At 62.3% G+C, this 19,163-nt stretch carries 18 protein-coding genes; 5 read left to right on the plus strand and 13 right to left on the minus strand.

Annotated features, from left to right (window positions below; genetic code table 11):
- Positions 1 to 18: 18 nt before the first annotated feature.
- Positions 19 to 1,887 carry a polysaccharide biosynthesis protein gene (locus ACTJJ7_RS04545; RefSeq protein ID WP_440965631.1) on the minus strand — a complete coding sequence of 623 codons (1,869 nt, stop codon included), beginning with the start codon at positions 1,885 to 1,887 and terminating at the stop codon, positions 19 to 21.
- Between the two features lie 253 nt (positions 1,888 to 2,140).
- On the opposite strand from ACTJJ7_RS04545, the gene ACTJJ7_RS04550 reads away from it, so the two are divergent.
- Positions 2,141 to 3,316, plus strand: coding sequence for a DUF2793 domain-containing protein (locus tag ACTJJ7_RS04550; protein WP_440965632.1), 1,176 nt, complete (start codon positions 2,141 to 2,143; stop codon positions 3,314 to 3,316).
- A 34-nt stretch (positions 3,317 to 3,350) separates the two neighbouring features.
- Here the strand turns inward: ACTJJ7_RS04550 and uraH are convergent, their stop codons facing one another.
- The 7 genes from uraH to ACTJJ7_RS04585 form a co-directional block, all read right to left on the minus strand.
- Positions 3,351 to 3,707 carry a hydroxyisourate hydrolase gene (uraH, locus tag ACTJJ7_RS04555; protein ID WP_440965634.1) on the minus strand — a complete coding sequence of 119 codons (357 nt, stop codon included), beginning with the start codon at positions 3,705 to 3,707 and terminating at the stop codon, positions 3,351 to 3,353.
- Between the two features lie 10 nt (positions 3,708 to 3,717).
- Positions 3,718 to 4,221 carry a 2-oxo-4-hydroxy-4-carboxy-5-ureidoimidazoline decarboxylase gene (uraD, locus tag ACTJJ7_RS04560; protein ID WP_440965636.1) on the minus strand — a complete coding sequence of 168 codons (504 nt, stop codon included), beginning with the start codon at positions 4,219 to 4,221 and terminating at the stop codon, positions 3,718 to 3,720.
- Positions 4,208 to 6,553 (minus strand): xanthine dehydrogenase molybdopterin binding subunit, encoded by a 2,346-nt coding sequence (gene xdhB / locus ACTJJ7_RS04565; protein WP_440965638.1) that lies wholly within the window; start codon positions 6,551 to 6,553, stop codon positions 4,208 to 4,210. The genes uraD and xdhB overlap by 14 nt, the downstream gene beginning before the upstream one ends.
- A complete protein-coding gene (gene xdhA, locus ACTJJ7_RS04570; RefSeq protein WP_440965639.1) occupies positions 6,550 to 7,956 on the minus strand; it encodes a xanthine dehydrogenase small subunit in 1,407 nt (468 codons plus the stop codon). The genes xdhB and xdhA overlap by 4 nt, the downstream gene beginning before the upstream one ends.
- A gap of 66 nt (positions 7,957 to 8,022) precedes the next feature.
- Positions 8,023 to 8,523, minus strand: coding sequence for an ureidoglycolate lyase (locus ACTJJ7_RS04575; RefSeq protein WP_440965641.1), 501 nt, complete (start codon positions 8,521 to 8,523; stop codon positions 8,023 to 8,025).
- Positions 8,520 to 9,476, minus strand: coding sequence for an allantoinase PuuE (gene puuE, locus ACTJJ7_RS04580; RefSeq protein WP_440965643.1), 957 nt, complete (start codon positions 9,474 to 9,476; stop codon positions 8,520 to 8,522). The genes ACTJJ7_RS04575 and puuE overlap by 4 nt, the downstream gene beginning before the upstream one ends.
- A 32-nt stretch (positions 9,477 to 9,508) precedes the next feature.
- Positions 9,509 to 10,096: a biotin transporter BioY gene (locus tag ACTJJ7_RS04585; RefSeq protein ID WP_440965644.1), complete on the minus strand. Its 588-nt coding sequence runs from the start codon at positions 10,094 to 10,096 to the stop codon at positions 9,509 to 9,511.
- Between the two features lie 105 nt (positions 10,097 to 10,201).
- On the opposite strand from ACTJJ7_RS04585, the gene ACTJJ7_RS04590 reads away from it, so the two are divergent.
- Positions 10,202 to 11,107 carry an MBL fold metallo-hydrolase gene (locus tag ACTJJ7_RS04590; RefSeq protein WP_440965646.1) on the plus strand — a complete coding sequence of 302 codons (906 nt, stop codon included), beginning with the start codon at positions 10,202 to 10,204 and terminating at the stop codon, positions 11,105 to 11,107.
- On the opposite strand, the gene ACTJJ7_RS04595 is transcribed toward ACTJJ7_RS04590, so the two are convergent.
- Positions 11,092 to 11,892 (minus strand): DUF1499 domain-containing protein, encoded by an 801-nt coding sequence (locus ACTJJ7_RS04595; RefSeq protein ID WP_105737083.1) that lies wholly within the window; start codon positions 11,890 to 11,892, stop codon positions 11,092 to 11,094. The two genes, ACTJJ7_RS04590 and ACTJJ7_RS04595, sit on opposite strands and share 16 nt — an antisense overlap.
- A gap of 312 nt (positions 11,893 to 12,204) precedes the next feature.
- On the opposite strand from ACTJJ7_RS04595, the gene ACTJJ7_RS04600 reads away from it, so the two are divergent.
- A complete protein-coding gene (locus ACTJJ7_RS04600) occupies positions 12,205 to 12,546 on the plus strand; it encodes a hypothetical protein (RefSeq protein ID WP_105737077.1) in 342 nt (113 codons plus the stop codon).
- A 92-nt stretch (positions 12,547 to 12,638) separates the two neighbouring features.
- Positions 12,639 to 14,033 carry an aminotransferase gene (locus tag ACTJJ7_RS04605; protein WP_105737075.1) on the plus strand — a complete coding sequence of 465 codons (1,395 nt, stop codon included), beginning with the start codon at positions 12,639 to 12,641 and terminating at the stop codon, positions 14,031 to 14,033.
- Between the two features lie 48 nt (positions 14,034 to 14,081).
- On the opposite strand, the gene ACTJJ7_RS04610 is transcribed toward ACTJJ7_RS04605, so the two are convergent.
- Entirely contained in the window at positions 14,082 to 15,440 is a 1,359-nt protein-coding gene (locus ACTJJ7_RS04610; protein WP_440965649.1) for an esterase-like activity of phytase family protein, read from the minus strand.
- A 246-nt stretch (positions 15,441 to 15,686) separates the two neighbouring features.
- Between ACTJJ7_RS04610 and ACTJJ7_RS04615 the strand changes: the two genes are divergently transcribed.
- Positions 15,687 to 16,151, plus strand: a complete 465-nt coding sequence (locus tag ACTJJ7_RS04615) for an N-acetyltransferase family protein (RefSeq protein ID WP_440965651.1) — start codon at positions 15,687 to 15,689, stop codon at positions 16,149 to 16,151.
- Here the strand turns inward: ACTJJ7_RS04615 and ACTJJ7_RS04620 are convergent.
- From ACTJJ7_RS04620 to ACTJJ7_RS04630, 3 genes are all read right to left on the minus strand, one after another.
- Positions 16,148 to 17,407: an RNA polymerase sigma factor gene (locus ACTJJ7_RS04620; protein WP_440965652.1), complete on the minus strand. Its 1,260-nt coding sequence runs from the start codon at positions 17,405 to 17,407 to the stop codon at positions 16,148 to 16,150. The two genes, ACTJJ7_RS04615 and ACTJJ7_RS04620, sit on opposite strands and share 4 nt — an antisense overlap.
- A 53-nt stretch (positions 17,408 to 17,460) precedes the next feature.
- On the minus strand, positions 17,461 to 17,871 hold the full coding sequence (locus ACTJJ7_RS04625) for a YciI family protein (RefSeq protein ID WP_440965654.1): 411 nt from the start codon (positions 17,869 to 17,871) through the stop codon (positions 17,461 to 17,463).
- A 133-nt stretch (positions 17,872 to 18,004) separates the two neighbouring features.
- The gene (locus ACTJJ7_RS04630; RefSeq protein WP_440965656.1) at positions 18,005 to 19,150 is read right to left on the minus strand and encodes a citrate synthase; all 1,146 of its coding nucleotides are present in this window, start codon (positions 19,148 to 19,150) and stop codon (positions 18,005 to 18,007) included.
- Positions 19,151 to 19,163: the final 13 nt, after the last annotated feature.

Consider the following 19,163-nt stretch of genomic DNA (forward strand, 5'->3'; position numbering starts at 1 on the left):
CAAGATTGAGGTCCTGCGTTAACTGACAGCCTTCTCGAAAAGCAGAGCGCGCACGGCATCGGGATTCTGTTCCGCGATCAGCCTGCGCAGCTCGTCGACCGCTGCAGGCAGATGATCGACCGGCGCCACCCGCCGCTTGGCGCGCAGAATCTTCGAATGGCTCGTCGCCGAAACGCCTGTTGGATCGTAGAAGAGTTCCTCATGCAGCTTTTCGCCGTCGCGGATGCCGATCGTGATGACCTCGATATCGCCATGGGGGTTTTTGGCGTCCTTCACCGACAGCCCCGCCAGGAGGATCATGTTTTCGGCGAGGTCGCGGATACGCACGGCGTCTCCCATTTCCAGAAGCAGAATGTCGCCGCCCTCCGACAACGCGCCAGCCTGAATGATCAGTTCCGCCGCCTCGCGGACGGACATGAAATAGCGGGTCATCTCGTCATGGGTGACCGTCAGCGGACCGCCATGGGCGATCTGCTCACGGAACAGCGGAACGACCGAACCGCTGGAACCGATGACATTGCCGAAGCGGACGCAGGTGAAGATCTGGCCGGTGCCGTGCGTCTTCGCCACATCGCCGTGGTAGCGGACGATCAACTCAGCCCAACGCTTGGTTGCGCCCATGACATTGGATGGACGCACCGCCTTATCAGACGAGATGAGGACGAAATTGCGCACACCCGCTTCGCGCGCCACGGCCGCCAGAACGCTGGTGCCGATGACATTGTTGCGCGCGCCTTCGACAACGTTTTCCTCGACCAGCGGCACGTGCTTGTAGGCGGCGCAATGGTAGACGTTCTCGACCTTGTGCTGTTCGAGCACCACCTTGAGCAGCGATCCATCGCTGATCGAGCCAAGAACAGGCACCAGCACGCAATCGCTGATACCGGCGAGTTCGCGGTGAAGCTGGTAGATGCTGTGCTCGTTCACATCGAACAGCACGAGCTTGGCCGGAGCCAGCTTGACGATCGTCCGGCAGAGTTCCGAACCGATGGAACCGCCGGCGCCGGTCACGAGAATAACGCGGTTTTCCACCGTCTTGTCGAGAAGGTCGGGGTCGGCGGGCACCGGTGAGCGCCCCAGGAGATCGTCGATATCGATATCGCGCAGATGGCTGACGATGTATTTTCCGGCCGTCAGGTCGGAAATCGCCGGCAGGATGCGCACCTTGACATTGAGCGACTTGAGCTTGCCCATCAGCAAACGGCGCTGATTGCCGCTCAGCGACGAGGTGGTCACGATCATTTCGTTGATGCCGAAATTATCGATCAGCTCTTCGATCTGCGCGGTCGGATAGACGCGGATGCCGAGGATGTCCATGCCATGCAGCGTGGCGTCGTCATCGATGAAACCGGCGACGAAAACCTCATTCTGGCTGCGCAGCGCATTGGCCAGCTGCCGCCCCGCATCGCCAGCGCCGAATATCAGGCACTGGCGGGCCAGCAGCTTTTCGCGGATTGGGCTCCACAGCAGCCATTTGGCGGCAAAGCGGCTGCCGCAAATCAGGACAACGGCGAGGACCCAGTAGAGAAAGGGGACAGCGCGCGGCACGCCTTCCGCACCGGTCATCTGGGTCAGAAACGCAACGACCACCCAGATGATGACTGAAAAGCTCACCGCCTGCATCATGGTCCAGATGGCTTTGTCAGGCAGATATCGAATAACCGCCCGGTAAAGCCCAAAGCGGATAAACACCGGCGATGCGATCAGAGGGGCGGCGATCATCAGCATCGCCTGCTCGGTATTGGGCATAAACAGGGTGTTGAACCGCAGCACATAGCTGAACCAGGCCGCAAATGTCAGCACCACCATGTCGAAGCTGACAAGGAGCACCTGCTTATAACGACGCGGCATCATAGCGATGCGTTGCCGAAAATTTTCCAATTTCATTGATCCTCGGTGCTTACGGTATGCCTGGGTGACATGAGAAACTGCAATTTTTCTTAAAGTCCAATTTGAGGCATTTGTGAGATGAAGATGCCCATCCTTAGATTCCCCAATAGTTTCAAGACCAGTAACATAGGGTTACATAAATGCAATCATCGTCTGGCGGTCAATCGGCCGTTGTCCTTTCAGCCACTTTATCCAACACAGACTGGCAGCGTTTATCCTTGGCCTTTTCCCAATGATGGAACAACGCCCCATGGACCAGACACCCAATCTTCAGCTCCCCTACATCGCACCGTCGCAGGCACAGAAACACGTTACCCACAACGAGGCCATCCGGGCACTGGATGTCCTGGTACAGCTGTGCGTGGTCAGCAGAATGCTGACGGAGCCGCCGGCCGAGCCGCAGGAGGGCAACCGGTATTGCATCGCATCCGGCGCAACCGGTGCGTGGCGCGGTAAAGACGGATGTATCGCCGCATGGCAGGATGGCGCCTGGGCCTTCTTCCAGCCGCGGGACGGGTGGCGCGCGTGGATCGTCGCCGAGACCAGCCTTGCCGTTTTCAGCCAGGGGCAATGGACCGATTGCCGCCCGGCAACAAATCCCGTCGACCGCGTCGGCATCCACGCGCAGGCGGATGATACGAACCGCCTGTGCGTGAAAAGCCCCGCCTCGCTGTTCGACCATGCGGGCAGCGGGCATCAGCTGAAAATCAACAAGGCGGGCGATCAGCAGCTCGCATCCATTCTTTTCCAGTCGGATTATCAGGGCCGCGTCGAGATCGGCACGATCTGGAACCGGAATTTTTCCGTCAAGGCCAGCATCGACGGCAAGGATTGGCGGGATATCATGCTTGCCGACAGCGGCTCCGGCACCGTGCAGTTTCCCGGCGGCATCGTCCAGCCGAGGATAGGCAAAAAACTGTCCGGCCTGATTTTTCTGCCCGATGGCGGCGGTACCGCCGTTCTCGAACCCGCTACGGGCAGCGCCGTCTGTGCCTCCGTCTCCGCCGACCTTCTGTCGCTGAAAGGCAAGGCGGCGGCGGGCATCTTCGCCTCCGGCATGCGCGGTTCCGCGATGATCCGCATCTGGAACACCGCGAAATCGCCGGCGCAGTCCGCCTGGGTGAAATGGGACACCGCAGCCGATCAGCTGCAGGTCAGCAATCCCGCCCATATCCGGTCATGGGCCGCGGGCGATGCGATCCAGACGTCCGATCCGGCAAACCAGACCGTCGCTCTCGATCTTTCGCCGCTCATGCAAAAGCAGCTTGGCGGGGCCTTTCCGCAGGATGGGGTGTTGCTGGGCAACAGCGCGGGCGGGGATGTAACCCTCTCCTGCCCCATGGTTTCACCGGTATCATCCAGCAATCTGCTCATATTTAAAGCCGAAGAGCGCAGGCGATTCAATCTGATCGGGATTTACGGATGAGCGCTGCCCACGGCACAGCACTGCAAAACTTTCCTCAGCTGCCACGATAGGTCGAGTAGGACCATGGCGTCACCAGGAGCGGCACGTGGTAATTCGCCTCCACATCCGCAATGGCAAAACGGATGGGCACCACGTCGAGAAAGGCGGGCTGCGCCAACACAGTGCCCTTTGCCCGAAAATATGCCTCGACAAAAAAACTGAGTTCATAGCGCCCGGCCGCCATTTCATCCGGCGACAGCAACAAGCCATCGGTACGGCCATCGGCGTTGGTGACCGCTTCCTTCAGCACATGCCGTGTTTCATCCGCATCGATCCGGTGGAGCGTCAGCCTCATGCCTGCGGCCGGGCACCCCGCCGCCGTATCCAGCACATGTGTGGACAGTTTTCCCATGGATGACCTCTCAAACTATCAGATCGTCGAGCCGGAACCGCGCGATCAGCGCAATCTGGCGCAGGGCTTCGGCCACCTCTTCGCCGGCATTGTTCTGCAACCGCGTCCTGAATGCCGCCAGGATGGAATGCTTGTCGTGACCGCGCACCGCGAGAATGAAAGGAAAGCCGAACCGCCGCTGGTAACCGTCGTTCAACTGGTGAAATTCATCGAATTCGGCATCCGTCAGCCGGTCGAGCCCGGCACCCTTCTGTTCGCTGGTCGAGTGCGCCGTCAGGCTGCCCTGGCGGGCGGCCTTGCCTGCAAGGTCCGGATGCGCCCGGATGAGGCCAAGCTGCGCCACCTGCCCGGCCTTGTCGACGGCGCCCGTCATGGCCGCATGCAGCAGTTCGACACTGGCGAAGGGCCGCAGCGGCACCACCGCCTCCGCAACCCAGGGCGAGTGCTCGAAGATGCCGCCCAGCGCCTTGACGAAGGTCTCGGGCGCGGCATCGTTCAGTTCATCGAGAGTCATCGCGATCTTTCTTCAAGCGTTGTTTGAGGGCGTTCACCGCACGCAGCACGTTTTCCGGCGTTGCGGGCGCGTCGAGCCGGGGCGCGACAGCACCCTGCGCCAGCGAGGCAATGGCATCACGGATGGCCAGCCAGACCGAGACCCCGAGCATCAGCGGCGGCTCGCCGATGGCCTTGGAACGAAACACCGTTTCCTCGCGGTTGGGCGCGTTGTCGAGAATGCGTACATTGAATTCCGGCGGAACATCGCGCGATCCGGGAATCTTGTAGGTGGAGGGCCCGACGGTGCGCAGCCTGCCCGTCTTGTCCCACCAGAGTTCCTCGCAGGTCAGCCATCCCATGCCCTGGACAAAGGCGCCCTCGATCTGGCCAAGATCAATCGCCGGGTTCAGCGGCGAGCCGACATCTTGCAGGATATCGGCGCGCAGGCAGCGGGTCTCGCCGGTCAGCGTATCGACGGCCACTTCCGTCACCGCCGCGCCATAGGTGAAATAGAAGAAGGGCCTGCCCTTCATCGTCTTGCCGTCCCAATGGATTTTCGGCGTGGCGTAATGCCCGGCTTCCGACAGCTGCACCCGCTTGAGCCAGGCCATCTTGGCCAGTTCGCCGAAGGATATGGATTCATTGTCGGCGTGGACGCGGCCTTCACGGTAGACGATGGCCGCTTCCTGCACACCAAAATGTTCGGCGGCAACGGCGGTCATGCGCGCCTTGATCGCCGTGGCCGCCTTGAAGGCCGCCATGCCGTTGAGATCGGAGCCGGTGGATGCGGCCGTGGCACTGGTGTTCGGCACCTTGCCTGTCGCGGTGGAGGAGATGCGCACCATGTCGAGTTCAACCTGGAAGACTTCCGCCACGACCTGCGCCACCTTGACGAACAGGCCCTGCCCCATTTCCGTGCCGCCATGGTTGAGGAAAATCGAGCCATCGAGATAGACATGCACCAGCGCACCGGCCTGGTTGAGCGATGTCAGGTTGAAGGAAATACCGAACTTGACCGGCATCATCGCCAGCCCCCGGCGGATGACCGGATTGACAGCATTGTGCGCGTCGATCTCGGCACGCCGCAGGCGCCAGTCGGCCGAGGCCAGCACCGCTTCGGTCACCTCGATCAACCGGTTGTCTTCCACCGGCTGGCCATAGGGCGTCACCGCGCCGGTTTCATCGCCGTAATAGTTGATGGCGCGGACAGTGTTGGGATCGAGCTGTAATTCCCGCGCGATGGTATCGATGATGTTCTCGATGGTCAGGATGCCCTGCGGCCCGCCGAACCCCCGGAAGGCGGTGTTGGAAACCGTATTGGTCTTGCAGGCATGGCCGATGAACCGGGCATGGGGAATATGATAGGCATTGTCCGTGTGCGTCAGCGTGCGGGTGATGACAGGGCCGGTGAGGTCGGGCAGGTTTCCGGCGCGGGCGAGATATTCCACATCGAGCCCAAGAATGCGGCCGCGTGAATCGACACCGACCTTCCAGTTGGCCACATAGTCATGGCGTTTGCCGGTTCCCGCCATGTCATCACGGCGTTTCAGCCGCAGCTTGCACGGCTTGCCGGTCTTGGCCGCCACCAGCGCCGCAGCCCCGGCAATGATCGTCGCCTGGCTTTCCTTGCCGCCGAAACCGCCGCCCATGCGCCGCACCTGACACTCCACGGCATTGGCATGCAGGCCGAGGATCAGCGCCACATGGTGTTGCACCTCCGTCGGATGCTGGGTCGAGGAGTGCACCAGCATCTCGCCGTTTTCACCGGGAATGGCATAGGCAATCTGGGTTTCCAGATAAAAGTGATCCTGCCCGCCCATATGCAGCGTGCCGGACAGGATATGCGGCGCACCGGCAATCGCTGTCGCGGCATCGCCGTCGATGACTTCCTGCGGCGGCAGGACATAGCTCCCGCGCCGGTGGGCTTCCTCGATATCCAGCACCGGCTCCAGCGGTTCGATGTCGACCTTGACCTTCTTTGCGGCGCGATAGGCCGTTTCGAAATCGCGGGCGGCAACGACGGCGATGACCCGCCCTTCATGATCGACGATGTCCTCGGCGAACAGCGTTTCGCCATTCAAAATCGGGCCGACCTCATTGTGGCCGGGCACATCCCTGGCCCACCAGACACCGGCCACGCCCTCCATCGCCAGCGCCTGCGCCGGATCGATGGATCTGAGCCGTCCATGGGCGACCGGCGAGAGCACGAAGGCCGCGTGCAGCGTGCCCGGCAGTTCGGGCATGTCGTCGATGTAGTTCGCCTCGCCCGCCACATGGCGTGCGGCAGAATCATGGGCAATACCCTTGCCGACGATGCTGCGCTGGACGATGTGGGGAGAGTTATCGGTCATAGCGCCATCACCTCCACGGTCTCGCCAGAGACATCCCGCCAGAACCGTTCGGCCAGATTGGCCGCCACCTGCAGACGGTAATCCGCGCTGCCGCGCCAGTCGCTGAGCGGTTTGAAAGCAGTGGTGATTGCTGCGGCGCAAGCTTCGACCGCCTTTGCATCGAACTGCGTGCCGACCAGCGCCTGCTCTGCCGCCTGCGCCCGGCGCGGCGTTGCCGCCATGCCGCCAAAGGCGATGCGCGCGCTGCGCACCTGGCCATCCTCGCGGGTGATGCAAAAGGCGGCGCAGACCGTCGAGATATCCTGATCATAGCGTTTGGAAATCTTGTAGACGCGAAAATCCTGCCCCGGCTTCGGCTTGGGGATGGAGATCGATGCGATCACCTCGTCGGCGCGCAGTTCCGTCTTGCGATAGTCGAGGAAGAAATCCTCCAGAGCCATGAACCGGCGACCGTTGAGCGAGGCCAATTCCACGTCGGCGCCCAGCGCGATCAAGGCAGGCGGGCCGTCGCCGATCGGGCTTGCGGTGCCGATATTGCCGCCAATGGTTCCCATGGACCGGATCTGGGTTGAGCCGAAACGCCGAATAAGCGTGGCAAAGGACGGATAGGAACCGGCGACACGCGCCAATACCTCTTCCCAGGTCACGGCAGCGCCGAAACTCAGGTGATTGTCCGTCTCGCCGATGGCCCGCATTTCCCGCACATGCGCCAGCGAGATCACCTCGTCCCAGTCCGCATGGTAATCGGCCAGCGCCACGCCGAGATCGGTGCCGCCGCCGAGCAGCAGAGCATCCGGCTTGTCCTTGCGCAGTTGCAGAAGCTCCGCCAGCGTTTGCGGCTGATGGAACGTCGAACCACCGGCCGTTATCGCCTTTTGCGGCTCCATCCTGGCAAAGGCCGTCACTTCGGGGCCCGGTATCGCTGCGCCTGTCACCTTGCGCGCCGCTTCAACGATAGGGCGGTAGCCGGTGCAGCGGCAGAGATTGCCGGCCAGCGCATCGTGGATTTCGTGGTCATCGGGATGTGCCGTGCTGGCGGCAAGACCGGCCAGAGAAATGACGATGCCCGGCGTGCAGAAGCCGCACTGCGACGAACCGTTTTCTGCCATTGCCGCCTGTACGGGATGCAGATCGCCGGTCTTCAGCCCCTCGACGGTGACGAGCGCCCGCCCGTCGATCTGACCCATGGCGAGAATGCAGCTGTTGGCGGCGTGATAATGCACCGAATCACCCGCGGGATCGCCGATCAGCACCGAGCAGGCACCGCAGTCGCCCTCGGCGCAGCCTTCCTTGGTTCCCGTCAGGCGCGGCGCGCTGCGCAGCCAGTCGAGCACCGTCATATCCGGCCGGACCGACGCCTGCTGTTTTTGACCATTGAGGAAAAATTTGATCGTTTGTGACATGATGCACAGCTTCATCCGGCAGCGATGAAGCGTCAAGGGGCAGAGGGACGTTCGTGGTGCCGCGGTTCAGATTGTTTCAATCCGATAAACCATATCCTTGAAGAAAAACTCTTCCAGGTTGTCCCCTGCACCGCCACGGTCGACCACGAGGAAATCAGACACCGCTTCCAGCGCAATCAGCGGGTGGTGCCAGACATTGCGGCCGTAATTGACGCCCTGGTTGCCCTGCGCCAGAAACGCCACGGGCTGGCCGGGGCGGCCCGCATCGTCTTGCGCCACGACGACGAGAAACGGCCGGTCCTGCAGCGGATAGAAGGCCTGGCTGCCCAGCGGATGGCGCTCGAGCATCGCGATGTCGATGGGCGCGGCGAAAGCCTGCCCGCGAAAGATGTTGACCAGAACCCGCGCCTGCGCGCCCGTCACATCCACCTTGGCAAGATCGTGAAAGCGCTGCGTGGTGCCATTGTTGATCAGGCGCACCGCGGCGCCGTCGGTTTCGATCACATCGCCAAAGGGTTCGAACGCCGCGCGGGTCAGCGGCTGGACGGCAAGCAGAGGGATGGTCATACGGCAATATCCGGACGATGATGCTCGTGCCAGTGGCGGGCGATATCGATGCGCCGCGTCACCCAGGCCCCTTCGTGCCCCTGCACATAATCCAGGAACCGCTCCAGCGCCGCCGCCCGTCCGGGACGCCCGACAAGACGGCAATGCAGTCCGACGGACATCATCTTGGCCGCGCCTTCCTGTCCTTCCCGGTAGAGCACGTCGAACGTGTCCTTGAGATAGGTGAAAAACTGGTCGCCGGTATTGAAACCCTGCGGCGTGGCAAACCGCATGTCATTGGCATCGAGCGTATAGGGAACAATCAGATGCGGACCCTTCGGCCCTTTCACCCAATAGGGCAATTCATCGGCATAACTGTCAGCGGAATAGACGAAACCGCCCTCTTCCATGACGATCTTCAGCGTGTTGTCCGAGGGCTTGCCCTGATAGATGCCAAGCGGACGCGCGCCGGTGACTTCCGTGTGCAGCCGCACCGCCTCAAGGATGTGCTGGCGCTCGACCTCTTGCGGACAATCCTTGTATTCCAGCCAGCGCAGCCCGTGGCTGGCGATTTCCCAATCGGCCTCCTTCATGGCGGCCACCGCTTCCGGATTGCGCGCCATGGCCAGCGTCACGCCATAGACCGTGACCGGCAGGTTGCGGCGGGTAAAGATGCGCCACAGCCGCCAGAAGCCGGCGCGGGAGCCGTATTCATAGATGGATTCCATGTTGAGATTGCGCTGCCCCGGCCATGCCGCCGCACCAACGATCTCCGAGAGCAGGTTTTCCGACGCCGGATCATTGTCGAGAATGCAGCTTTCGCCGCCCTCCTCGTAGTTGATAACGAATTGCACGGCGATGCGCGCATGGCCCGGCCATTTCGGGTCCGGGGTATTGCGGCCGAAGCCAACGAATTCACGGGGATAATCGGACACAGAATGCCTCTTCAACAAACAGTGAAGCACCCCCTCCATCCGCCGGACAGAGGGGGCGCCAACAAACGGTCTCAGCGGCGCTTGAGCAGCGAACCGATGGCCGGGACAATGGCGGCGGCCAGAGCCAGCTTCAGGATATCGGCAATGATGAACGGACCGACGCCAAAGGCAAAGGCCTTCTCGAAGCCGAAGAGGTAAGCCATCCAGAGGAAGCCGAGGCTGAGGATGATCGCTTCACCGGCGAGCATGGCAACGCCCATGACGACGGGGTTGCGGGCAAAGCCCTTGTCAGCGGCAAGACCGACAACCCAGGCGGCGGCGAGATAGGCGATGAGATAGCCGCCTGTGGAGCTGACCATATAGGCAAGGCCGATGCCCTTTTCCGGCGTTCCGGTGAAAACCGGCATGCCGAGCGCCCCTTCCAGCAGGTAAAGCGCCATGGTGGCCACGGCCAGGCGCGAGCCATAGGCGGCGGCGATGGCGAAGACGGCAAAGGTCTGCATGGTGACATTGACGAAAACCATGTCGATCTTGGTCTTGGCGGCAAGGGTCATCAGCGCCGTGCCGATGAGGGCAAGCGAGACAAACCATACGGCTTTGGCCAGCTGGCCTTCCGGCTGGAAGGTTTCGGCAAGGGAACGGGTCTGGGCAGCAATCATGTTCTATCCTCCGGATCGGCTTTCGCCACGCGTTGAAACGGGTATATTGGGGATGACGCCGCTGTGCAATATGCGCAAGGCCATACACAAGGTCCGCACGCTCCCATGTCCCTCGTTTTCGACAGTTCTTTTGCGCCGCATTATGGCGAGGCCGTCGAGATTGCGCCTGATATCAAGCGCATCACGGTCAACAACCCCAGCCCCTTCACTTTTTTCGGCACCAACAGTTATCTGATCGGCCGCGATACGCTGGCATTGATCGATCCCGGTCCGCTTGACGAGGCCCATCACGCGGCGCTGCTGCATGCCATCGCCGGCCGGCCGGTCAGCCATATCTTTGTCAGCCACACGCACCGCGACCACTCGCCGCTCGCGACGGTTTTGAAAGACGAGCTTGGCGCTACGCTGGTGGCGGAAGGTCCGCACCGCCCGGCCCGGCCGCTGCACACCGGCGAAGTCAACCTGCTCGATGCCAGCGGCGATTATGACTTCGTGCCCGATATCGCCGCTGTCGACAATTCCGTCATTGCAGGCGATGGCTGGGCGCTGCGGACCATCCATACGCCCGGCCATACGGCCAACCATGTGGTGTTCGGGCTTGAGGGAACGGACATCCTGTTTTCCGCCGACCATGTGATGGCCTGGGCCACCTCCATCGTGGCGCCGCCCGACGGCTCGATGTCAGACTATATGGCCTCGCTCGACCGGCTCCTCGAGCGGCATGACCGGGTCTATCTTCCCGGCCATGGCGGTGCGGTGACCAAGCCGAAAACCTTCGTGCGCGGCCTGAAAGCCCACCGCAAGATGCGCGAGCGCGCCGTGCTCGAACGGGTCAAGCTTGGCGACCGGACGATCGCCGCCATGGTCAAGGTCATCTACCGGGAAACCGACCCGCGCCTGCATGGCGCGGCGGGACTGTCGGTGCTCGCCCATCTGGAAGATCTCGTTGCCCGCGGCAGGGTACACACCGAGGGCAATGCCTCCATCGATGGCGTTTACTGGGCCGGTTGAGTGGTGTCTTCTTCAGGCTGGGCGTTCTGCACCTGCGCATCGAGATCTGCCATGAACTGGGCAATGCGGCTGGCATTTTCGCCGAGATCGTGAATGCCGTAGCGCGAGACCGAGCGCATATCGACATAGGTGGTCTCGCCCTCGTCGCTCAGGCGGATGACCACATCGCTGGTGAAGCCCAGCAGCCAGGTCCGCGCCACGACTTCCATCAATATTTCCTCGTCATCGCCGGGCACGCCCTTCTGATCGATGATGGTCCAGCCATTGTTGGTGATCACCGTCACGGCGGCGTCGAGAATGCGGTCGGGCGAACCTTCGTAGCGGCGGCCCGTCACTTCCGGATAGGCCTTGGTCTGCAGGGCGCGGCCGTGCGGATCATTGACCAACGGGTTCATGCGGTCCGTCCGCTGACCGGCAAGGGCAAACAGCGCCGGCGGCTCGGTGACATCCGTCGACACATCATAGATCGCCGGCAGGGTCATTGCCTGATAGACCGTCGTGACAAATGGTCCGAGCACCACCAGCGCGATCACCGCTCCCCAGAAGGCCGAGGGTCCGCCGCGGTCGCCGCGGCGCCACAGGCTGGTGAATCCCTTGATGGCAAGCAGCAGCGCCAGCACCGCGAGGGCTGCCACGATGGCCAGCAGCCAGAGAAACTCCGGTGTTTCGATTCGCTCGAAGCGGTGCCCGAGGCCGGACAAGACAAACAGGATGGCCGACAGGAACGCAATCCGCACCGACCATTTGGCGGAAATCGATTGGCGGCGTCGAATGTGGTGTCGCATGGAGTCCTGTCATGGCTGGTCTGTGACTGACATGAACAGCTAACCGTATTTCCCCCATGAGACAAGCATTGGAACGGCAGGCCCTGCGGTGCGTGGCTCGATAGACTCGTCACACGCGCATCACGACATGTCTTGACGCGACCTGCGCCAATATCCAGCAACCGGCCACACCATCGAACCATCTCAACCGTTTACACTTTATGAGTAGATCGACTGTCACATAGCTGACATCATCGCTCAAGTGATTCAGGGCAGGACAGAAGGCGGGCAAGCAAGCCGCTTTTACAACGCAAAATGACGAGGCCGGACAGAATGCCTGAGACTGGCAAAGCGGTTTCGCTTGAAGTTGTCGAGATCGAACTGGCGCTTGGCGCACAGGATATTGTTGCCGACGGTTTCGAAGGCGTTTTGCAGAAGGCTGCGGCCCTCGTCGGCGGGGAGGTTGTTTTCAACATTCGCGCGCCGGAGGACGGAGACCAGCAGCGCATTGCCGCCATTTCCGTATCGGACGGCGCCGCCGACCAGCTTGTTTTCGTCATGCTGGGCAATGACGGCACCAGCCTTGCCGTTTCGGCCGAAGACGATGAAACCACGCTGCTCACCCGGCTCGGCAAGGATTACGCGGCCGTGATGAAGGGCCTTCGCCCGGAATAACGGCGCAGGCGGTGTTTTCTTTCGCAAGCCGCTTTGCTCTTTCCGGCAAGTCTGGCTAAGCTCGCTCCATCCCTCACAGATGGAGTCAGCAAATGGCGAGCAGCCGCCCCCTTACAAATGTCCAGCAGCGCGATATCGATTCGATCCTGCATCCCTATACCCCTCTCCATAAATTGCAGGATCAAGGACCGCTGGTGATGGGCCATGCCAAGGGGGTCTATATCTATGACACGCAGGGCAAGGAATATATCGAGGGCATGGCGGGCCTGTGGTGCGCCGGTCTCGGCTTTGGCGACGAGGAAATGATCGACGCGGCGACCGAGCAGCTGCGCACGCTGCCCTATTACCACCTCTTCGGCGGCAAGGGCATGGAACCGGCGATCGAGCTTGCCGAAAAGCTCAAGGAAATTGCGCCCGTTCCGATTTCCAAGGTTTTCTATACCTCATCGGGCTCCGAAGCCAATGACACGCAGGTCAAGCTCGCTTGGTATTACAACAACGCGCTGGGCCGGCCGAAAAAGAAAAAGATCATCTCGCGCGTCAAGGCCTATCATGGCGTGACCATCATGGCCGCGTCGCTGACCGGCCTGCCCTATAATCACAAGGGCTGGGACCTTCCGGTGGAAGGCATCCTGCACACCGACTGCCCGCATTACTACCGTTTCGGCCAGGCAGGCGAAAGCGAGGCGGAATTCGTGGCGCGCCTTGCCGATTCGCTGCGCGACATGATCGAGCGCGAAGGTCCCGACACCATCGCCGCCTTCATTGCCGAGCCGGTGATGGGAGCGGGCGGCGTACTGGTGCCGCCATCGGGCTATTTCGCCGCCATCGAACCGATCCTGCGCGAGCACGACATCCTCATCATCGCCGACGAGGTCATCAACGGTTTCGGCCGTACCGGCCATTGGTGGGGCAGCCAGACTGTCGGCATGACGCCGACTACCATTTCGGCGGCCAAGCAGCTGACATCGGCCTATGCGCCGCTCGGCGCCGTGCTGGTGCCCGAAGACGTCTACCAGGCCTATGTGGATCATAGCGCCCAGATCGGCACCTTCGGCCACGGTTTCACCTATGGCGGCCATCCCTTGAGCTGTGCGCTGGGGGTCAAGGCCATCGAAATCTACCAGCGCCGCAATATTGTCGACTATGTGCGCAGCCTGACGCCAACCTTCGAAGCGCGCCTGAAAAAGGTCATCGACCATCCGCTGGTCGGCGAAGTGCGTAATTCCGGCCTGATGGGTGCGGTGGAACTGGTGGCTGACAAGGCAACCAAACGCTCCTTCGATCCGGCGCACGGCGTCGGCGCACAGCTCGCCCGCTTCCTCGAAGGCCACGGCGCGGTGCTGCGGGCCATCGGCGATTCCATCGCCTTCTGCCCGCCGATGATCATCACGGAAGCGGAGCTGAACGAGCTCTTCAACCGCTTCGAACTGGCATTGGCCGATACGGAAGAGCATGTCGCGAAGAACAATCTGCGCGCACAATAAACCTGGATCTTAAAAAACCGGGGCGGCTCGCGCCGCCCCGGAACCATGTCAGCGTGCCTTGAGGAAATCGCCGACTTCCAGCAGGACGAATTCATTGTCATCGGCCTTGTCGACGGCACGTCCGGCCGAGAACGGCAGGTTGTTGTCGTTGCCGACGATGATGTGGCTGGCATCGACGACGTCGACATTCTCGATGGTGACGAACGGCATGTCGTAGAAACCGTCACCGCCGCCCTGGCGCTTCCTGTTGTCAGGATCGGCGATGTTGAGAAGATCGATGTAGCCGATCTTGCGCACGGCGGCGCCAACATTCTGGTCGGTCATTTCGATCTTGTAGATGCGCTTGACCTTGGACGGTACATCGAAGCAATCGGGCTTTGGCGTCTTCGGGTCGGCGCAGGCCTTTGCCGCGGTACCCGCACCATTGTCGCGTTCGATCACCAGCGCCGTCGTGTCGTCGATCATGTTGAAATCACCGATCGCCTCGCCGCCCGGTGCCAGCGGATAAAGCCAGCTGCGGCCGGTCCAGTTCTTCGATGCAACGTCGAATTCGATGACGCGCAGCGCCGGCTGGCCGCCGACCTTTTCCACCACGCCGTCATCGCCGAACAGCGGGCCTTCGAGCAGGCCGTAGAGTTTCTTGCCGTCCTTCGACTGTGCCAGCCCCTCAAAGCCGCCGGAGCGCTTGAGGTTGAATGCCGGGTTCTTCAGCGTCGGATTGGCCGGCAGGGTGATGGCCGGATTGTCGGGCGAACGGACAGCGCGATCGCCGACCTTGGTGGCGATGACGTCGGTGATCTTGCCGTCGCGGGTCACCTTGACGAGATAGGGGCCGAACTCTTCGCCGATCCAGAAGCCGTCGGCGACGGGCTGGATCGATTCGACATCGAGATCACTGCCGGTGAGATAGCGGGTATCGCTGCCTTCCATGACGATCGGGAACGGGATTTTCTTGTCCGGATCACGCAGGAACACGGTTTCCTTGCGCTCGACCGTGCCTTTGTCCCAATTGAAAGCGAGATGATGCAGCATCAGCATGGCATCGGGCGAATTCAGCTTGGTGCCGAAACCGTTATCGGACAGCGACCAGTAGGTGCCGTCACCGACCGCCTTGATACCGGAAAATCCCTGTACTGGCTGGCCGTCGAACGGCAGGCTGAGGCCGGTCAGCCGCACGCCGTCCTTGCCGGGAACGGTCGCCAGACCTTCCGCCCGCTTGCGGTCGGCGGTGGTGAACTTGCCCGACGTCTTCAGGTGTTCCGGCGCATCGTCCGGTGCCTTGATGATCGTGTTGGCGGGCAGGATGGCATGGGAGACGAGTTTCGCCTTGAATTCCTGATCCGCGGCCAGGGCCGAGGCAGGAATCAGAAAGGAAGCGGAAAGCAGAGCGGCAAATAGAGGTCGCATGGGGTTCACCTGAGATTCGAGTACGTGGATCGAGCCCGCAGGAATAGGTGCCGCGCATCTCTGCCGTTTGACTGTTGTGTGAAGTTTTGGTGACGCCGGGGCGGCAGTCAGGGGGAGATTGCGCGCCGCGGACTCCTCCGCCGCCCCGGGTCCGGCCAGCTTGTGTTCAACGGGCCCAATCACACATTGGTTTTGCAGCCGGTTTTGGCTAATCCTGTCCATACCGAGAATCGCCGGAGAGCCGTATTGACCGCCCCCCTCATCCGCAAGGCCACAACAGCCGATCTCCCCGCCATTGTCGCGCTTCTGGCGGATGATCCGCTCGGCAGCCAGCGCGAGGTTGTCTGCGATCCCGTCGATGCGCGTTATCACGCCGCCTTTGCCGCCATCGACAGCGACCCGAACCAGCTTCTGGTTGTGGCGGCAGACGGAGCACAGGTTGTCGGCTGTGCCCAGATCACCTTCATCCCCGGATTGTCGCGCACCGGCATGTGGCGCGGGCAGATCGAAAGCGTGCGGATCGCGGCAACGCACCGGCGCGGCGGTCTCGGCCGGCGCATGTTTGAATGGGCCATCGACGCCTGCCGCGAACGCCAGTGCGGCCTGGTGCAGCTCACCACCGACAAGACCCGGCTCGACGCCGCGCGCTTCTATGAAGCGCTGGGATTTGTCGCCAGCCATGAGGGCATGAAGCTCTCACTGCAACACTAGGCACAGGAAGCGGCGCGCTCCAGCAGGATTGTACGCTCGCGGGCATTGCGTGTGAGAGCTGCGGCCCGCTCGAACTCAACCCGCGCTTCATCGGGCCGGTCGAGCTTGAGCAAGAGATCGCCGCGAATGCCTGGCAGGAGGTGATACTCCTGCAGTGACGGTTCACCGGCCAGCTGGTCGATGAGGTCGAGCCCGGCCTGTGGCCCGAAGGCCATGGAAAGAGCCACAGCCCGGTTCAGCTCGACGACGGGTGACGGCGTCAGCCGGGCCAGCAGTTCATAGAGCGCGGCAATCCGCACCCAGTCGGTCTCCCCGGCCGTACGTGCCCGCGCATGACAGGCAGCGATCGCCGCTTGCAGGCCATAGGCACCATAGGTGCCATTCGGGTTTTCGGCCCGTTCCAAGGCCGAAAGCCCGCGCCGGATCAGCAGCTGGTCCCAGCGCGCCCGGTTCTGGTCGAGCAGCAGGACCGGTTCACCCGACGGTCCGACCCGCGCGGCAAAACGCGAGGCCTGAATTTCCATGAGCGCAATCAGCCCGTGCACCTCCGGTTCATCCGGCATCAGCCCGGCAAGGATGCGCCCGAGCCGCATGGCTTCCTGTGCCAGCTGCGGTCTGATCCAGTCATCCCCCGCCGTCGCCGAATACCCCTCGTTGAAGATGAGGTAAAGCACCGCAAGCACCGAAGCGAGGCGCTCGCCCCGGTCTTTGCCGCGCGGCACCTCGAAGGGAATGTTCGCCTCGGATAACGTGCGCTTGGCCCGGACGATGCGCTGGGCGACGGTTGCCTCCGGCGTGAGAAAGGCACGGGCAATCTCCTCCGTCGTCAACCCGCCGATCATGCGCAGGGTCAGCGCCGTGCGCGCCTCGGCCGATAGCACGGGATGGCAGGCGGTGAAGATGAGGCTGAGCATGTCGTCGCCGATGTCATCATCGAGCGCCGTGTCGAAATCCGGCATGGCGGCCTGTTCGATTTCCGCATCATAGCCCAATTCGTCATGCTTGCGCCTGAGCATTTTGTTGCGGCGGAAATGGTCGATGGCCCGGCGTTTGCCGGTAACCATCAGCCATGCGGCGGGATTGCGCGGGATGCCCTCCGACGGCCAGTGGCGCAGTGCGGCGATCAGCGCTTCCTGCGCCAGTTCCTCGGCAAGCCCGACATCCCTGACAATGCGGGCAAGCCCGGCAATGATCCGGGCCTGCTCGATTTTCCATACGGTTTCGATGGCGCGATGGGTTTCGGCAGCGGTGGTCATAAGGACCGATCACATCACCTTCGGCGCCGCCGCGCAAGATCGCGCTGCCGGGCTCAGGTCTTCTGGCCAGCGCTCATCTCGCGAAAGCGGTCGATGGCTTCAAATTCGCCGAAATCTTCAAGCTCAAACATCTGCCGGATTTCGATCTCGCCCTTGTCCAGATGCGGATTGGGAAAACGATTGGCCCATTCAATCGCCTCTTCGCGCGTCTTCACCTGGATGATGGTGTAACCTGCCACCAGTTCCTTGGCTTCGGTAAACGGCCCGTCGATCACCGTCCGCTTGCCGCCGGAATACTGAATCTTCCAGCCCTTTGAAGTCGGTTGAAGCCCATTGGCGTCGAGCAGCACGCCCGCTTTCGCCAGCTGCTCGTGATAGTCGGCCATGGCGCTGAACAATTCTTCGGGGGGCATGACGCCAGCTTCCGAATCTTTCGTGGCCTTCACCAGAATCATGAATCGCATTGTCGTTTCTCCTTCGGATGGGGCGGCCGGATGGTCCAGCGCTTGAAAAACCCTCGCTCCGGTGACACGACGAGCGGGGTTCGCCAGTATCGACACATCGCCCGATTTTTTTCCAGGCACCAGATGGCGGGTGTCAGGTCATGGACAAAGGCGGGCCGGTGTAACGGGCACGCGGGCGGATGAGCTGGTTCATCGACTGCTGTTCCAGTATATGGGCAATCCAGCCAACGGAACGGGCGATGGCGAAGAGAATGACCGGTGCAGGCGGAGGGAGCGCAAAGGCATCTGTCATGGCTGCGAGGGCAAAATCAACATTGGGCTGCTCGCCGGTCAACAGCTCCGTTACCGCGCGGATCTCCTGGTAGACCGGTCCCGGTTTGAACTGCTCCAGCAGGGCCCTGGCACGCTCATCGCCCATGGGATAGAGCGGATGCGCAAAGGCCGGGATGGCCCTGCCCTGGGCCAGGGATTCGCGCACCGCATGCTCCGTGCCGGCGGCCTGTGCGGAACGGGCCAGGGCCTGGACGCTGAGATAGGCTTCGCCGTGCAGCGGTCCGGTCAGCGTGGCAAGACCGGCAAGCATGCCAGCCGACAGCGGCGCCCCGGTCGAGGCGGCCACGCGGGCGGCAAAGGTCGAGGCGTTGAGCTCATGATCGGCCAATAGAACCAGCGCCCGGCGGATGCAGTCTTCCGCCGCCGGGGCCTGCCACAGCCGCGCCAGACGGATGTGGACAGGCAGACCGGCGTCGTCAGCACCAAGCATCGCCGCGACGACGTCAGCGAGAATCCCGGATGCCTCGGTAATCAGAACGCCACGCGACCGCCCATAGGCAGGCAGATCCGTTGCGGCGCGCCGGGCAAGGGCAACCATCGCCGCTTCCAGCGGGCGATCCGGCAGGTGCACGGCATGGGCTGGCAGGGGGAAGGCGATGCCGTCCGTCTCCCACAACAGCGCTGCAACCTGTTCCAGCGTCGATGTGACGGCCAGCGCGGACGCATCCCTGCCGCGATACCACAGACGCCCGTCGGCAATGGTCGAGATGCTCGACGGCAGCACCGGATCACCCCAGCCGATGGCCTCGGCAGCGACATTAGCCACCGTGCGCCGCCCGGCCTTGCGCCCGGCGAGGCGTTTCACATCCTCACTCTTGTAAAGGCTGCGGCGGGGGTCCTGCGGATCGGGCTTGGCCTGAATGCGCCCCCGGCTGACATTGGCGTAAAGGGTCTGCGGCTGAACGCCAAGGGCCGCCAGCGCCTGCGATGCCGTCAACCACGCCATGAAACCTCACATT

Source organism: Phyllobacterium sp. 22229 (assembly GCF_052056495.1).
Classification (GTDB): Bacteria; Pseudomonadota; Alphaproteobacteria; order Rhizobiales; family Rhizobiaceae; genus Phyllobacterium; species Phyllobacterium myrsinacearum.

Bases quoted from the DNA above. Each gene is read 5' to 3' on its own strand.
- ACTJJ7_RS04545 (WP_440965631.1), bottom strand. From the start codon at position 1,887: ATGAAATTGGAAAATTTTCGGCAACGCATCGCTATGATGCCGCGTCGT.
- ACTJJ7_RS04550 (WP_440965632.1), top strand. From the start codon at position 2,141: ATGGACCAGACACCCAATCTTCAGCTCCCCTACATCGCACCGTCGCAG.
- uraH (WP_440965634.1), bottom strand. From the start codon at position 3,707: ATGGGAAAACTGTCCACACATGTGCTGGATACGGCGGCGGGGTGCCCG.
- uraD (WP_440965636.1), bottom strand. From the start codon at position 4,221: ATGACTCTCGATGAACTGAACGATGCCGCGCCCGAGACCTTCGTCAAG.
- xdhB (WP_440965638.1), bottom strand. From the start codon at position 6,553: ATGACCGATAACTCTCCCCACATCGTCCAGCGCAGCATCGTCGGCAAG.
- xdhA (WP_440965639.1), bottom strand. From the start codon at position 7,956: ATGTCACAAACGATCAAATTTTTCCTCAATGGTCAAAAACAGCAGGCG.
- ACTJJ7_RS04575 (WP_440965641.1), bottom strand. From the start codon at position 8,523: ATGACCATCCCTCTGCTTGCCGTCCAGCCGCTGACCCGCGCGGCGTTC.
- puuE (WP_440965643.1), bottom strand. From the start codon at position 9,476: ATGGAGGGGGTGCTTCACTGTTTGTTGAAGAGGCATTCTGTGTCCGAT.
- ACTJJ7_RS04585 (WP_440965644.1), bottom strand. From the start codon at position 10,096: ATGATTGCTGCCCAGACCCGTTCCCTTGCCGAAACCTTCCAGCCGGAA.
- ACTJJ7_RS04590 (WP_440965646.1), top strand. From the start codon at position 10,202: ATGTCCCTCGTTTTCGACAGTTCTTTTGCGCCGCATTATGGCGAGGCC.
- ACTJJ7_RS04595 (WP_105737083.1), bottom strand. From the start codon at position 11,892: ATGCGACACCACATTCGACGCCGCCAATCGATTTCCGCCAAATGGTCG.
- ACTJJ7_RS04600 (WP_105737077.1), top strand. From the start codon at position 12,205: ATGCCTGAGACTGGCAAAGCGGTTTCGCTTGAAGTTGTCGAGATCGAA.
- ACTJJ7_RS04605 (WP_105737075.1), top strand. From the start codon at position 12,639: ATGGCGAGCAGCCGCCCCCTTACAAATGTCCAGCAGCGCGATATCGAT.
- ACTJJ7_RS04610 (WP_440965649.1), bottom strand. From the start codon at position 15,440: ATGCGACCTCTATTTGCCGCTCTGCTTTCCGCTTCCTTTCTGATTCCT.
- ACTJJ7_RS04620 (WP_440965652.1), bottom strand. From the start codon at position 17,407: ATGACCACCGCTGCCGAAACCCATCGCGCCATCGAAACCGTATGGAAA.
- ACTJJ7_RS04625 (WP_440965654.1), bottom strand. From the start codon at position 17,871: ATGCGATTCATGATTCTGGTGAAGGCCACGAAAGATTCGGAAGCTGGC.
- ACTJJ7_RS04630 (WP_440965656.1), bottom strand. From the start codon at position 19,150: ATGGCGTGGTTGACGGCATCGCAGGCGCTGGCGGCCCTTGGCGTTCAG.